Source organism: Sporosarcina thermotolerans, from assembly GCF_030067815.1.
GTDB classification, from domain to species: domain Bacteria; phylum Bacillota; class Bacilli; order Bacillales_A; family Planococcaceae; genus Sporosarcina; species Sporosarcina thermotolerans.
This window is the reverse complement of the sequence record NZ_CP125968.1, coordinates 1,488,581-1,503,885: the sequence shown is the minus strand read 5'-3', so window position 1 is coordinate 1,503,885 and position 15,305 is coordinate 1,488,581. Positions and strand designations below refer to the sequence as shown.

Genomic DNA, 15,305 nt, shown 5'->3' with positions numbered 1-15,305 from the left:
TAACTATGAACCGCTGTCTATTACTATTAAGTATCGTAACCAATACGCACACGACTTATAATGGATTCCTTACACATAAAACCCCTCCAAAGCCTTTTTACGGTCTTTATCATAAGAAGATAGATAGTCATGCGCCATTTCCATTGCACCGGTAATAGTCGATGCGATGTTAAAACCGCATAAATCCCTATTCTTGCGCATAAACTCACGCAATTCCTCATAAATGAAAAATAACGCGCATAAATGCCTGGAAAACCGCATAAACCCCATTTTTCACGCATAAAAGTCTTTACTTACGCATAAAGTACAGTTCGCAATGAAAAAAGCGTTAGACGCCCGCATCAACGGATCTAACGCTCTTTCTCTAATTCATTTTATCGATTATCAATATTCTCCGGATACATATCATTCTGCATGAGCCGGTTCATCGCCATTTGTTCGAACATCGTGCCTGGGTTTCCGTAATTGCAATACGGGTCAAATTGCTGGGTCTCAATCGTAAACCCGATTGGATAGGATACGCCAATTTTATTGTAGAAAACGTCGGTACCTAAGGTTGAACTTTATAATTATAGCAAACCACCGATTCTTCCTTTTTAAATCCTTCTTTAGTATAAAGATTAACTGCTCGTTCGTTTTCAGCATTGGCGCTTAAAACCGTCTTTGGAAGCCCGATACTATTTCCAAATTCAAGTGCTTTTCTCAATAACTGACGTCCTAATCCTTTCCCTTGATATTCAGGGATGAGAGCTAAAGTACCGATGTTCAGCACAAATTCATTATTGTAAAACTCTCTAGATGAGCGTACGACCCAACCGGCTTTTCTTGGTGATAAAGAAGAGAGATTCCACCTTCTAAATAATCTTCTTTATTCTCCATGTTCTTAACGTCTTCGACTGTCAGCGGCGTCTCCGAACCTTTAAGTGTTGCAAAACCAGTGTTTCGCACATAAAGATAGTCTACCTCATCTTTATTAAATTCAAAGGTTTTAAATGAGTAGTCCTTTGGTAAGTTTGGTTGTGCGATATCTATGGCTTCTCTTGTTAGAAAATAGGCGTAACGTTCAATAGTAAACTGCATGGAATGAAAAATATCCCGGACGATAAAATTGTCTTCTTGAATAAAAAGATAGACATCGTTTATTTCTGTTATGTGGGGCTTTATACTCTCGAGCATAAGCTTGTAAATATTTAGGTTAGGTTCTATGGAGTGAAAGATCCGCCAGCGTCCCTTTTTTCCTTTCTTAAAATATGAATCCTGGATGAGAAAACCCCGGCAATAATTTTTGATTGGTCATCTAAAACTATATACGTTGGATTGTCCTGATCAGACTGAAAGATTTTTAGGTCTTCCTCATAAAGATAAGAATCATCTACCTCATTCCTGCATTTTCTACAGAAATCTATAAAATCTGAATGTCTAGCTTCAGATAAATATTCAATACTCATAAATCGCCCCTCCTACACTTTGACTAATAATGTTTCCATACTCGCGACACAAAACATTCAGTCATCACAACATATATGTTGTGATTCCAAAAAATATGTTTTATTATCCGTGATTATCTATAAGGTATAGAGTGGTAAAGGTACATCTCATTGGCTGTATTCAGATAGCGTTACTTACTTTCCCTTCAACTGCACAAACAACTTCTCCACAGTCCCAATCCAAACACTCTCATACTTCGCCAACATCACCAATTCCTTCGCGTGAAAAACTCCACCTATGGCATAACAAAAGGGTAGGAAATCAAATCGATTTCCTACCCTTTTTCTACAGTATAAGCATCCATAATTTGGATTGACGTTTTGTTTGTTTACATCGAACGAATTAAAATATCTCTAACACTTTCTCGATCTAATTCTTTATACAAACCAACGCCTGGTTTGATAAATGTTTTATCGATAATCAACTCGATATCTCTGTCATCGATATCATAGTCACTCAAACGACTTGGGGCACCGAGTGAATTCCAGAACGCACGTAGAGCTTTGGCTCCTTCTTTTGCGACTTCAATATCACTTTTCCCTTCATCCGAAATGCCGAAAACATTCATTGCCAACATTTTCACACGAGATGGATCTTCTTCAAGTACATGCTCTAACCAGTTCGGGAACAAGATAGCGAGTCCTCCACCGTGTGGAATGTCATAAACAGCAGAAAGGGCATGTTCAATTCGATGAGATCCCCAATCCCCACCGTCTGTTCCATTCAATAACGTTTCATTAAATGCGATTGTACTTAGGTACATCATTGTTTCACGATGGTCATATGACGTTAAATCCTCAAGTAATTTTGGCGCTGTTTGAATCGCTGTTCGAAGGAGTGATTCAATGAATGCGTCAATCAATGGTGTGTTTTTTGTGCGATGGAAGTAACTTTCAAGCGCATGAGACATACTATCTACAATTCCATACACCGTTTGTTTGTGAGACACTGAGAACGTATACGTAGGATCTAAGATAGAAAAACGTGGGAATACAAGAGGTGAGCCCCATCCAAGTTTATCTTTTGTTTCCCAGTTGGAAATAACTGAAATTGGATTCATTTCAGAGCCAGTTGCAGCTAACGTAAGTACAGTTCCGATTGGAAGCGCTGATTCAATCGGAGCTTTTCGTGTGATTAACTCCCAAACATCCCCATCATATTTTGCACCAATTGCAATCGCTTTCGTACAATCAATGACACTTCCGCCACCTACGGCTAAAAGTATGTCGATTCCTTCTGATTTACAAATTTCAACGCCTCGGTAAACGGTTGTTAACCGTGGATTTGGTTCAACGCCAGGTAATTTAAAAATGGTGGCTTCTACTTTTTTGAGTTCATTTATCACGTCTTCATATACACCATTTTGCTTAATGCTTCCTCCGCCATATACAAGAAGGACTTTCATTTGACGGACTTCTGTTGATAATTGACTAATTTGCCCTTTTCCAAAATATAATTTTGTCGGGTTGTGTTGTGTAAATATATTCATCTTTGCACCTCATTTAATCGTATTGTTTGAATAGTACTGATAGACAACATGGGCCCGATTAACTATTCATTTACTGTATTCATAAAATCAATGTACGTATAACTAACAACAATCATTCGACTTACAGTTCAGTTGTTACTGTATCACGATAATTGTTTATCCGTCACGGAGGATGAATTGAAATGATGCCGGTAACAAATACCATTCAATAATGTAAAGGTACCTGTTCAATACACATTTATGATAATTCAATACATTACATATAAATACATAATAATGATTTGCAAACAACATAAACACAACGATAACAATTTCCAACTATGCATTTTAGGTGAATATTCTCGATTGTGTGACGCACAGGTACCTTCACAAAGCCTTCACAATGTCGATGGAATACGAACTATGACCGCAAGCATAGGATGATACCGGAGATTGGACAACCTATTAAGTTCTATTGAATATGGTTTTTCAACTGAAGGGGGAATCGAATGTTAGCCTATCACCGACTATCTGCGGATGAGGTCATGAAATCATTGGAGGTGACTTCGCTTGGCTTGAATGATGATGATGTGGAAATGAGACGGGACAAGTATGGCTACAATGAGTTGACGGAAGGAAAAAGGACAAGTTCGATTGCCGTTTTCTTTGGCCAGTTCACCGACTTATTAGTCATCATTTTACTGGTCGCCGCTATCGTTTCATTTCTATTAGGTGAAGTCGAAAGCACGATTGTCATACTGCTTGTTGTTATCGTAAACGCAATTTTGGGCACTGTTCAGCATGCGAAGGCGGAACAGTCATTGGAGAATTTAAAGGCGTTGTCCTCCCCACTGCAAAAGTGATGCGGAACAACCAACTCATTGAGATTGATTCGGAAGATATCATTGTTGGGGATTTACTAATCCTAGAGGCAGGCGATTTCATAAGCGCCGATGGACGAGTGATTGAAAGCTTTAATTTGCATATTAATGAAAGTTCATTAACAGGTGAATCACTTGCTGTGGCAAAAAGCTCCGCGCCTCTTGGTGAAGCTCATGAAACGATAGCCGATCAGAACAATATGGTGTTCGGAGGTAGCTTTGTCACAAACGGTCGCGGACTTGTCGCTGTGACAGCAATTGGGATGGAGACCGAAATTGGGAAGATCGCGAATTTATTAGATACTGCAAAGGAGAAGAAAACTCCTCTGCAAATTAGCTTGGACCGCTTCGGGGAAAAGTTGGCACTCGGGATTACGATGATTTGCGTAGTAATTTTCTCGATTGACCTCGTTCGGGGCCGCGAACTGGTCGAATCGTTCATGTTCGCCGTTTCTCTCGCAGTGGCGGCGATTCCGGAAGCATTGAGTTCGATTGTGACGATTGTGTTAGCGTTCGGGACCCGCAAAATGGCGAAGGAAAACGCGATTATCCGAAAGTTGTATGCTGTCGAAAGTCTGGGCAGCGTATCGGTCATTTGTTCTGATAAAACCGGAACGTTAACCGAGAATAAAATGCAAGTTCAGCAAGTGTATGTAGACCAAAAAGTCATTCCCCACGATCGACTACATCCGGAACATCCGGTTCAAAAGAAACTACTCTTGCAAGCAATACTCTGTAACGACGCGTTAAGTCAGAATGAAAAGAGATCGGTGACCCTACCGAAATGGCGCTCGTGAAATTAGGGAGACAGTTTCTTTTTGATGAACTACTTGTCAGGAAGCATTATCCGAGAGTAGCGGAACTTCCTTTTGATTCCGATAGAAAGCTAATGAGTACTGTGAATGAAACTGGTAATCAAACCGTCATGATTACAAAAGGAGCAGTCGATGTCCTCCTGCCGAAAATCGTAAAAATCGAGACTTCTAAAGGAATCTTGACGATGACGGATGAACACCGCAGAAAAATCGAAGAAGTTAACCAATCCTTTTCCGAGAATGGTTTACGGGTGTTGGCGATTGCCTACAAGGAACGAAGGGGCAACCATCCCATCGATGCCAAGGATGAAAGTGGGCTAACATTTGTAGGCTTAATCGCCATGATGGATCCACCAAGAAAAGAATCGCGGGCTGCGGTTGAAAGCTGCATTCAAGCTGGGATTAAACCTGTCATGATTACCGGTGACCATAAAATAACGGCAATGTCCATAGCAAGGCAAATCGGGATCTTAAAGGATCCGTCCGAAGCGATCGAAGGCCATGAAATCGAAAAATTGACGGACGATGAGCTTGAGGAACGGATTGAAGACCTTGCCGTTTTTGCCCGTGTCACACCTGAGCATAAGATGCGGATTGTGAATGCCTATCAGGAAAAAGGACATGTCGTCGCAATGACTGGGGACGGCGTGAATGATGGGCCTGCCTTGAAGAAAGCTGATATCGGGGTGGCGATGGGAATCACCGGAACGGAAGTGGCAAAAGACGCATCCTCGATGGTATTGACGGATGATAACTTTTCAACGATTGTTAAAGCAATTTCGAATGGACGAGGCATTTACACGAATATCAAAAACTCCATTCTCTTTTTATTGCTGTCAGGGAATGCAGGGGCTATTTTTGTCGTTCTTTACGCAACGGTGCTTGCTTTACCCGTCCCCTTTGCGCCAGTCCATCTCTTATTCATCAACTTGCTGACCGACAGCCTACCCGCAATTGCAATTGGATTTGAGCCGCATCATCCGAAAGCAATGAAGGACAAGCCAAGGGATATCCATAAACCTTTATTAACTAAAATGTTTACGACAAGGGTTGTCCTTGAGGGGATCCTTATCGCAATCGCCACCATCATCGCATTCCGGACGGGACTCGAAACAGGAGATGTGGTTACGGCAAGCACAATGGCATTCGCAACGTTATGTCTTTCCCGATTGGTACATGGGTTCAACTCCAGATCGAAGGAATCCATCTTTACAATCGGCGTGTTTTCAAACAAGTACACATGGTTAGCGTTTTTCATCGGATTCTTAAGTTTGCACGCCGTCCTGCTCATCCCGTCACTCTCAGGCGTTTTCAAAGTCGCCACATTAAGCAGCACAATTTCTGCTCATTTATAGTTTGGCAATCATGCCGTTCATCGTGATTCAGTGGTTTAAACTGTTATTTGTGAGGAGATAGTGGACGGTTTGAAGGTACCTGTGTTTTTGCAGGTACCTCTTTTTGTTTTTGAAGGCACCATTCCCATTTTTGAAGGTACCTCGATTGTGTGGCGCACAGGTACCTTTACAATTCCCGTCACAATTAAAAAAACCCTTTCCAAGTCAATTGACTCGAAAAGGGTAACTGTCCTTCATTCTTTAACTATAGACACTATCACATGTTCCTGCTACTGGTTCATAGAAACAATGATTTTTGAATTGACCGGTAAAAGGTTGGCCGTACCAGGTTGGCGGACAAGGACCGAATGGATTGAAGTACCAAAGGGAGTATTTCGCCGGATGTTGTCTCCAACGCTCCAAATTCTGTCTTGCTAATCTTTTCTCAGATTCCCTTGCTCTTTGGTAGAATAAATTCCCCTTTTGAACAGCTTCAAAAGAATAATTTCCGCCTTGCACTTGATAAATGACATCGTTAATCGTTCTTACATCTTGAAAGTCTAAACAATCTGCTACGGCACGGTTAACAATTACATTTCCAACGTATAACATACCTTGGTTTCCTTCACCCTCGGCTTCCGCCCTCATCATCCTCGCCATTAGATTAACATCATTTTCAATGTATTTGACTCTTGGCATTTTTCCACCCCAAATATATTGTATGAATAAAAGTCAGTATTCATGACAATTTCCCAAATAAGAATGAGGTAGTGTTTCTTCTTTCCCTTCTATAGCTTTTTGACCAAAGAATTGCCAACATCAAAAACATCCCTGCCCCTCCCCAGTAAACGTAAGAGATTCCGTTTGTTAGACCAAAAACCATGAAACTGATAAATGGACCTACAGATGCACCTAAATCCTGAGCTACTGTATAGGTTGTAAGAAATGAAACTACATTCGTGTTTTTTGATAAGTCCAGGGCAATTGCATCAACAATGGTTGTAAGAGAAGTAGCTGCAATCATCACTAGGAACGTAAAGAAAATCATAAGAACGAGTGGAAGATCATATGAAATGCTTCCGAATGTCAAACTCGCAAATAGTAATGACAGAACGAGTACTGGCACCCTTCCTTTAACTCCATCTGACCAAACCCCAAATTTTGCTCCTAAAAACGGCTCCCATAGCCATCGTACCGACAAAAGAATACCAGCAAGGAAGGAAGCACTAATCACGGATCCAAACAAGGTGACACGTTCTCCATGGAAATGCTCGATTACAGAGCTTAGCGTTGAGATGAAAATTCCTTGTATTAAAAGCGTAATACAGAAACCGGTGAAAATAATCATTCCCCTGCCCTGTTTAAGTCTATCTACAATTCTTTCTTTGACAATAACAACCTTGTAATCCTGCTTATTTTCCATCAAAGAATTTGTTTTAACATACAATAAAATCAGTGGTAGCCCTAACAATGTAAGACATCCAAAAATAATCGAAACGGCACTTAACCCTAAAATAGGCACCAACAGGCCCCCTATGAGCATGCCAAACAAGCTCCCTAATCGATGCAGTCCATTGTAAAGTCCAATTGACTTCCCCCTATTATTTTCTTCCGTATTAAAGGCCACAACGGATAAACCACCAATTCTGAAGAACGACCAAGCAATTCCCCAAACACTACGTAAAATAATCCAGGCAATAAACCCGGTAAATAATCCATAGCCTAAGGTCGTTATGCTACCTAAAATAATTGCAATAATTAACCCCGTTTTAAGGGTAATCTTATTATAAAGCCATCCAACAAGCGGGTTGAAAGGCAATCTGATAAAGCGGTTAATGGATAAAAGTATACCGACTTGCCAAATGGAGTCGAGACCTGCTTCTTTCCAATATAAAGGCAACACAATATATAACATTGAATCTCCTAAGAGACTTATAGCAGTAACCAATGCAACTATAACGATTATAGGAGTTTTACTTTCCTCTTTATTTGAAGCTGACAATGCCTATCACTCCTTGTTGAGCATCGGTTTAAACTTACATCTAATTTAGTATATTTGTCCAGATGATTATCAAAATAGGCTGAATTGTAGGTTCCTAACAAAAAAAGAAGCATAAATCTCCGAGTCGGAAATTTATACTTCTTTTCGTGTTACTGACTTATATATGATTTTTACTCAAACACCGTCGTCCACTCAGCCCGCTTATCCAACATCTTTTTCGCCGCTTCCTTCGCGCCCTCAAGACTATGGCTCGCAGCCCATCCGCATTGAACTTCATTGCACGCGGGCACTTCATCCGCAGTCAAAACATCCTTCAATGTCTTTTCCAATAAATCAAGGACATCTTCGTAATCGTCGTGGTTGATGAGCGCCATATAATAACCCGTCTGGCATCCCATCGGACTGATGTCCACGATTTTGTCCGAATGATTCCTGCTGAACTCCGCCATCATATGCTCCAATGAATGAATCGCGGGCATTTCAAGATGCTCCTGATTCGGCTGGCAAAAGCGGATGTCATACTTCCGGATGACATCGCCATTGACACCTTCCTTAACCCCTGCAAGTCGCACAAACGGTGCTTTCACTTTCGTATGATCCAAATTGAAGCTTTCCACATTCATCTTTTTTTCGCTAATAGACATGAAAATCTCTCCTTTATATTCAATCAAACAAAACCTATTGACTTAATAAGATTTAAATATAGAATATCAAAATTCTGAATAGCTTACAAGTTAGGATGAACTTTTTTCAGATTTTACTTGCATTTGAATCTCTTGCTGTATATAGTGTATATAACGTGTATATACACTATTGCAAGAAAGAGGTCGTTCTATGCAAATTATAATTTCCAATACATCAAAAGATCCCATCTATGAGCAGATTTATGTGCAAATTAAAAAACATATTTTGACGAATGAATTACGGGCGGGAGAAGCGTTGCCATCCATGCGCCAGTTAGCTAAAGACTTGGATATAAGCGTCATCACGACAAAACGGGCGTATGAGGAGCTTGAGAAAAACGGCTTTATTTACTCAATCGTTGGTAAAGGATCGTTCGTGTCGGAACAAAATAATGAAATGATTCTTGAGCGAAAAATGAAAGTAATCGAAGAACAATTACTGTCTGCGATTGTAAATAGCAAAGAAATTGGGGTCGAGTTAGCTGAATTACAAGAATTACTTACCTTGTTATATAAGGAGGAGAAATGATGGAAAACGTAATTGAATTGCGAAATGTAAATAGGACGTTCAAAGGGTTTGAGCTGAAAGACTTTTCGCTCTCAGTTAAGAAAGGCTTTGTTACAGGGTTCATCGGTGGAAATGGAGTGGGAAAATCCACAACTATCAAGTTGATCATGAATTTATTGCAACCGGACAGCGGAGAGATCTCGCTATTTGGTTTGAATTACAAAAACCATGAAAAAGAAATTAAACAACGAATCGGATTTGTATATGATAACAATATTCTTTACGAGAATATTACGTTGGCAGAAATGAAAAAAATCATAAAACCAGCCTATAAAAATTGGGATGATACCCTTTTTCAACACTATATTAACCTATTTGAATTGCCGATGAAAAAACAAATAAAGACTTTCTCAAAAGGAATGATGATGAAAGCTTCCTTGACCTTTGCGTTATCCCACCATGCAGAGTTAATCATTATGGACGAACCGACATCTGGATTAGACCCAATATTCCGCAGGGAGCTGTTAGACATACTCCATGATCTTATGCAGGATGATGAAAAGACTATTTTCTTTTCGACGCATATTACGACGGACTTGGATCGAATTGCTGATTATATAACGTTCATCCATAACGGCCAGCATATTTTCACTAAAGAGCATTATAAAATCGAGGAAGACTATGCGATTGTGAAAGGCGAAATGAATTTATTGGATCGTGATACTGAACAAGAATTTATAGGCATTCGAAGATCCAATCATGGTTTTGAGGCATTGACGATGAACAAACATCGTACAGAGGGCATTTTCGGAGGGACAGTCATTTTTGAAAGACCTACACTTGAAGATATTATGCTGTACACAAAGAAAGGAATTGATCACTATGCTGCATCTCATTCGTAAAGATATTGTTTTGCAGAAATATACATTACTAATTTTGTTGCCCATCTTATTTCTCGATGTATTTTTTGATGGTTCTAGGATCTACGTTGGAATTTTATTTTCTATCGCCATCATTATGCAAAGCTTTTTAACGGATGAAAAATCGTCTGTCCATTACTTACTGAATTCTTTGCCTTATACGCGGAAAGAAATTGTTAGCTCCAAATACGCGGTTGCATGTGTGTTCATTTTCCTTGTCTTACTAACGATTTTCATCGGGAATTTGGTTATTCATAATGAGCTAGTTCCTTGGGGGCAATTATTATTTATAGCAGGATTTGTAGCTGTTTTTATCTCCCTTGCTTTTCCATTTTCATATCTTTTCAAAAGCCAGTATTTGATGATTGCTTCTATTGTTTTATTTGTCCTTTACTTTATTACTATTAGCACATTCATACCTGATTTGAATGATAGAATCCGGGGTATTGTCCAAACGCTCCTTTCTCTCGATGACGCTCTGTTGTATGGAGGAGCGATATTCTCAGTAATTCTTCTGTATTGCTTCTCTTGGATGCTGTCTGTGCGGATTTATCATCGGAAGGTTTTTTAATAAATTCAAGGAACAAGTGCCATTGTGTAACCCGTTCAGTTGAGTGGTACAAAACTTTAAATAACGCCGCAAATAACTAAATTAAAGTACAAATTAGCATTGCTTTTAGCAGTGCTTTTTATATATTTATCGAAGTATTCCAGTAGTAAAAGGAAACAAACTATTAATGTGGTACTATTATTGAAAGATGAAGAATTAAAATTCCGAATATTGTTAGTGAGCATTTATTTAACTAACACGGCAGATTAGTATTAATTAAATTGTAAGGGCTGATATCTGCGCAAAGAAAGTTATCCTTAAGTATTATTTTTTTAGTTGCATCAATTATCTTATTTACTTTCTCACCCTGGATTACAAAAGATATTGCTGAAAAAAGAGCAATTACGGGATTTCAAAACAAACAAAAAGGCATTGTAGATGGTTGTGGATTTAATTGTGATGGGTGTGGTGTAGTAACATCCGAGAAAGTTTTGTTTGGTTATACTGTTCGAATTGAATATGCTTGTGGACTAATATCAGAAGACATTAAGGAAAATCATCAAATTAAAAATGTATTTGTTTCTTTTTTGAGGACTGTACATTGAAGGAGGAAATCATGAGTTATATACAAACAATGCGTAAATTAATTGGAAATGAAATGCTAATGACTGTAGGTTGTGGAATTATTATTGAAAAGAGAAACAGATCTTACTTCAACATAGAAAAGATCGGGATATATGGGGAATACCAGGGGGAGTCATGGAGCCTGGGGAAACGTTTCTTGAAACTGCTGTGCGCGAAACATTCGAGGAAACGGGATTGACGGCTGAACAATTAATTATTTGGACTTTACTCGGGTGAAAAAGGTTTTTCAGAATATCCAAATGGAGATAAAATGTATAGCGTCCAAATTATTTTCCTTTCTAATAGGTTTTCAGGAAACTTAATTCATAACACTGATGAAAGTCATGAACATCGATTCTTTTCCCGTAACAACCTACCTAATTTGCTTCCGAATCAAGAGCCATTTATTCAGGATTGGGTAAACCAAGTAAATCTGCCAGTAATAAAATAACTCTGACTGAAATATCTCGATAGTAAAATTATGCAAAAAGACGGTGTCAATTCACTTAGAATTTTTTAGGCTATGTGTGGAAGTGGCTTGTCTTATAAGAGGAGATAAACAAATGATTGAATTACGAAAGATAACCCGGGATAACATAGATGAAGTAATAGCACTTGAAGTTGAAGAAAACCAGAAAGAATTCATACTAAAAACTACTAACCTTAGATGCTTCGCAGACGCTCATATGTTGAACACAGATGGTATACCAGCTTCTCCATTAGCTATTTATGCGAATGATACGATGGTTGGATTTTTGATGTATATTTATGATACGTTAGATCATGAATCATTTGAAAACGAACTTTTCTATGGCAAGAAAAGTTATTTTATTTGGCATAATATGATTGATAAAAGTTACCAAGGAAAAGGATATGGCAAACTTGCTTTTGAAAAAATGTTAACGGAAATTGAAAATATGCCATATGGAGAAGCAGAATTTGTAACCCTCTTTTATCATACAAGTAATGTCAAAGCTAAAACTTTATACGCTTCATTTGGTTTCGTAGATACAGGAATCATTCAGGATAATTCGATGTTGGCGATTAAAAATCTTAATGGGGAAATAACAGAATCCTTAGTAGAATAGGATTTCCAAAATAGGTGCGTTATAGGCAAAGGGAAAGAGTCCAATTCATATGCGAATTAGGACTCTTTTTGTGTGTTTAAATTAGATTTTGCACCTCTGAACTGAACGGGTTAGCTATTGTGCATTTGTTCTTTTTTATCCCCGTCCCCCTTTTTCGATCTTCTTCAAAATTGCAATCAATTGATTTAATTCCTGATCGTTTAACATTGAAAATTGATCGGCCTGGAAGTGTTCTTGCTCAGAAACAACTTCGTTTCGCAGTTTAATTCCTTCTTCTGTAAGTGAGATAAACTTATTTTTCCATTCACGTTCACGTCGTATTAAACCATTGTCCTCAAGCTTTTTTAGTATTTGCGTCACATTCGACTCGGTGACAACGAGCCTACTTGCTAAATCACACTGCGTAATTCTTTCATTTGGTTTAATATGACTAAGGACATCAAATTGGCCAGTTTTCATCCCCATTTGGATAAATGTTGGTTTGTACATTTAACATTTCGATTATAAAAACGTGCATATCGCAGCCAAACTATATAACTAAGTCGAATTCTTCTTAATGTATATTTCATACGTGGGCCCCCTATTACTTTGCATATTAAGTGATGTGTATACAATTTGCAAATGTTGGTGAGAGTAATACCAAGCAATGTAATTGACTTCCATATCACTTAATATATAAACTGATGAATGGGAGGAAGCTTTCCCAATTTACTAACATAAAGGACAGGTGATTAAAACATGGTTAAAGTAGCATTGATCAGTGGTAGTTTAAGAAAAGAATCGTTTTCAACAAAAATCGCTAAAAGTGTAGGAGAATTATTCCCAGACGGTTACGAAACACAATTCGTCGAAATTGGAAATCTTCCTCTATACAATGAAGATATTGATACAGAAAGCAATGTACCTGGAGAATATACGGCATTCCGTAACTCCATTAAAGAAGTTGACGCTGTACTCTTTGTAACACCTGAGTATAACCGTTCAATCTCTGGCGCATTAAAAAACGCATTGGATGTTGGTTCACGTCCTTATGGACAAAGTGCTTGGAACGGTAAACCTGCAGCGGTTATCAGTCAATCCATGGGGAATTTAAGTGGATTTGGTGCGAACCACCATTTACGCCAAAGCCTTGTATTCTTAAATATGCCAGTCGTACAGCAGCCTGAAGCGTACCTTGCAAATTCTCCTCAATTATTTGACGAGAACGGAAAGTTGAATGAAGGAACAACAGAGTTTTTACAGTCCTTCGTAGATGCTTTCGTTGATTTGATCAATAGACATAATCGATAATTAAAAAAGTTGGAGCATTAGGCAGAGCGAATCTGACCTAATCTCCAACTTTCAAGTTATATACTCAATTTCCGATGTTGGTTCCGCAAAATTATTATGTTGATGATTCTCCATTCAGAGTATCCCCTTTTTTCGCATCAATTCCCCGATGATTGACGTGTTTCTAACTTTAAGTATTGCCAATTTATCAAACCACTACATTAAGATCCAAGTTACTGAGTAAACTCCTTCAACTTGTTTATTTCTCAAATCCATGCTATGTTTATTTAACATTAAAAACTAATGAGTGATAACTATGTGTCATCTTTCAATTTGCCCAAATTATATTTTAAATCCCTAACCCTTGACTGGAAACAGTCGAGGGTTTTTTGTTGCTCAAGGGAAAACTTTGCTACTTCAGACGCTAAAGTCAAATTCATGAATAGTAAATTGAGGGAGGTAAAATACATGGACAAGATCAAGTATAATAATCTTAAATTAGGTGAACGTGGAGCAATCGTTAGCATTATTGCTTATCTTTTGCTTTCAATAATAAAGTTGTGCATTGGATATATGAGTAACTCTGCTGCATTGAAAGCTGATGGTTTAAACAATACAACCGATATTATTGCATCCGTCGCTGTTCTTATCGGACTAAGACTTTCTCAAAGACCTCCGGACAAAGATCATGGCTATGGCCATTGGAAGAGTGAAACAATCGCTTCAATGGTTGCATCATTTATTATGTTAGCGGTCGGTATTCAAGTATTAAATGATGCTATCTCTTCTATGTTTCAAAGTGGAAAAGAGTCACCCCATATCGGGGCTGCTTATGTCGGCATTTTTTCTGCAATAGTTATGTATTTTGTCTATCGTTACAATAGGAAGATAGCAAAGAAAATAAATAGTACAGCAGTCATGGCAGCTGCAAAAGATAATATTTCAGATGCTTGGGTAAGTATAGGAACAGCAATAGGTATATTTGGTTCTCAATTAGGAATGCCCTGGCTTGATACGCTAACTGCGCTCATCGTGGGACTATTAATTTGTAAAACAGCTTGGGATATTTTCAAACAAGCTTCCCACGAACTTTCGGATGGTTTTGACGTTGATAAAATTAAACTTTATCGTAATGTGATCACAAAAGTGGATGGAGTTAAAGGAATAAAAGATATAAAAGGTAGATACTACGGAAATAACGAGGTAATCGATGTTGTAATTCTTGTAAATTCGATGCTAAATATCACAGAAGCCCATAATATCGCGACACAAGTGGAAAAGATAATAATCAATGACTATGGAGTATATGATGTGCACGTCCATGTGGAACCGAATTAGTATCTCTTCCACATATTTATTATAAGGATGGCCGTGATTTGAGTCACGGCCAGTTTTACTTTGTTAAGGTACCTGTGCAAGAAACATCCATGATAATTCAACCGATTTGCATAAATATCCAATCAATTAGCATTGTCACAGTCTTTTTAATGTATTTTTATACAATTGTATTTAATTAATTGAATAGTTCGACGCACAGGTACCTTTACAATATTAATAGATTCACCATGACCAAGTCCTAAATGGCTACAACGAGCATTTATAGCTTTCTTCATAACCATCATCCTCTTTTAAACATATATACAATCATTTAGTCATGTTTCATTTATAGCCAAAT

16 protein-coding genes and 2 pseudogenes are annotated in these 15,305 nt (G+C 38.3%); 8 read left to right on the top strand and 10 right to left on the bottom strand.

The features are described 5' to 3' along the window. Positions 1–69: 69 nt before the first annotated feature. The 6 genes and pseudogenes from QNH10_RS08545 to QNH10_RS08520 form a co-directional block, all read right to left on the bottom strand. Positions 70–201, bottom strand: a complete 132-nt coding sequence (locus tag QNH10_RS08545; protein ID WP_283734249.1) for a hypothetical protein — start codon at positions 199–201, stop codon at positions 70–72. A gap of 173 nt (positions 202–374) precedes the next feature. Continuing rightward, positions 375–479 (bottom strand): annotated as a pseudogene (locus QNH10_RS08540) (preQ(1) synthase); the annotation flags it as partial. 71 nt (positions 480–550) lie between these two features. Then, entirely contained in the window at positions 551–772 is a 222-nt protein-coding gene (locus tag QNH10_RS08535) for a GNAT family N-acetyltransferase (protein WP_283734248.1), read from the bottom strand. Continuing rightward, positions 766–1,080: a hypothetical protein gene (locus QNH10_RS08530; protein WP_283734247.1), complete on the bottom strand. Its 315-nt coding sequence runs from the start codon at positions 1,078–1,080 to the stop codon at positions 766–768. The genes QNH10_RS08535 and QNH10_RS08530 overlap by 7 nt, the downstream gene beginning before the upstream one ends. A 122-nt stretch (positions 1,081–1,202) precedes the next feature. Then, complete coding sequence (locus tag QNH10_RS08525) at positions 1,203–1,448, bottom strand: hypothetical protein (protein ID WP_283734246.1); 246 nt, start codon at positions 1,446–1,448, stop codon at positions 1,203–1,205. 368 nt (positions 1,449–1,816) lie between these two features. Continuing rightward, entirely contained in the window at positions 1,817–2,977 is a 1,161-nt protein-coding gene (locus tag QNH10_RS08520) for an iron-containing alcohol dehydrogenase (RefSeq protein ID WP_283734245.1), read from the bottom strand. A 488-nt stretch (positions 2,978–3,465) separates the two neighbouring features. On the opposite strand from QNH10_RS08520, the pseudogene QNH10_RS08515 reads away from it, so the two are divergent. Next, positions 3,466–6,068: pseudogene (locus QNH10_RS08515) on the top strand (cation-translocating P-type ATPase). A gap of 179 nt (positions 6,069–6,247) precedes the next feature. Here the strand turns inward: QNH10_RS08515 and QNH10_RS08510 are convergent. The 3 genes from QNH10_RS08510 to QNH10_RS08500 form a co-directional block, all read right to left on the bottom strand. After that, positions 6,248–6,685, bottom strand: a complete 438-nt coding sequence (locus QNH10_RS08510) for a cell wall hydrolase (protein ID WP_283734244.1) — start codon at positions 6,683–6,685, stop codon at positions 6,248–6,250. Between the two features lie 40 nt (positions 6,686–6,725). Continuing rightward, entirely contained in the window at positions 6,726–7,988 is a 1,263-nt protein-coding gene (locus QNH10_RS08505) for an MFS transporter (protein WP_283734243.1), read from the bottom strand. A gap of 170 nt (positions 7,989–8,158) precedes the next feature. Then, entirely contained in the window at positions 8,159–8,632 is a 474-nt protein-coding gene (locus QNH10_RS08500) for an S-ribosylhomocysteine lyase (RefSeq protein ID WP_283734242.1), read from the bottom strand. Between the two features lie 190 nt (positions 8,633–8,822). Here QNH10_RS08500 and QNH10_RS08495 point away from each other — a divergent pair, with 190 nt between their 5' ends. From QNH10_RS08495 to QNH10_RS08475, 5 genes are all read left to right on the top strand, one after another. Further along, positions 8,823–9,200 (top strand): GntR family transcriptional regulator, encoded by a 378-nt coding sequence (locus QNH10_RS08495; protein ID WP_283734241.1) that lies wholly within the window; start codon positions 8,823–8,825, stop codon positions 9,198–9,200. Further along, the gene (locus QNH10_RS08490; RefSeq protein ID WP_283734596.1) at positions 9,200–10,081 is read left to right on the top strand and encodes an ABC transporter ATP-binding protein; all 882 of its coding nucleotides are present in this window, start codon (positions 9,200–9,202) and stop codon (positions 10,079–10,081) included. Before QNH10_RS08495 ends, QNH10_RS08490 begins: the two co-directional genes overlap by 1 nt. After that, positions 10,062–10,670: an ABC-2 transporter permease gene (locus QNH10_RS08485; protein WP_283734240.1), complete on the top strand. Its 609-nt coding sequence runs from the start codon at positions 10,062–10,064 to the stop codon at positions 10,668–10,670. Before QNH10_RS08490 ends, QNH10_RS08485 begins: the two co-directional genes overlap by 20 nt. Positions 10,671–11,354: 684 nt before the next feature. Next, complete coding sequence (locus tag QNH10_RS20565) at positions 11,355–11,510, top strand: NUDIX domain-containing protein (protein ID WP_347178046.1); 156 nt, start codon at positions 11,355–11,357, stop codon at positions 11,508–11,510. A 326-nt stretch (positions 11,511–11,836) separates the two neighbouring features. After that, entirely contained in the window at positions 11,837–12,361 is a 525-nt protein-coding gene (locus QNH10_RS08475; protein WP_283734239.1) for a GNAT family N-acetyltransferase, read from the top strand. 135 nt (positions 12,362–12,496) lie between these two features. Here QNH10_RS08475 and QNH10_RS08470 read toward each other — a convergent pair whose 3' ends face one another. Beyond that, positions 12,497–12,820: a MarR family winged helix-turn-helix transcriptional regulator gene (locus QNH10_RS08470; RefSeq protein WP_283734238.1), complete on the bottom strand. Its 324-nt coding sequence runs from the start codon at positions 12,818–12,820 to the stop codon at positions 12,497–12,499. 279 nt (positions 12,821–13,099) lie between these two features. Here QNH10_RS08470 and QNH10_RS08465 point away from each other — a divergent pair, with 279 nt between their 5' ends. Both QNH10_RS08465 and QNH10_RS08460 read left to right on the top strand, forming a co-directional pair. Next, entirely contained in the window at positions 13,100–13,651 is a 552-nt protein-coding gene (locus tag QNH10_RS08465; protein WP_283734237.1) for an NADPH-dependent FMN reductase, read from the top strand. Positions 13,652–14,098: 447 nt separating this feature from the next. Further along, on the top strand, positions 14,099–14,968 hold the full coding sequence (locus QNH10_RS08460) for a cation diffusion facilitator family transporter (RefSeq protein ID WP_283734236.1): 870 nt from the start codon (positions 14,099–14,101) through the stop codon (positions 14,966–14,968). The last annotated feature ends 337 nt before the right edge of the window (positions 14,969–15,305 follow it).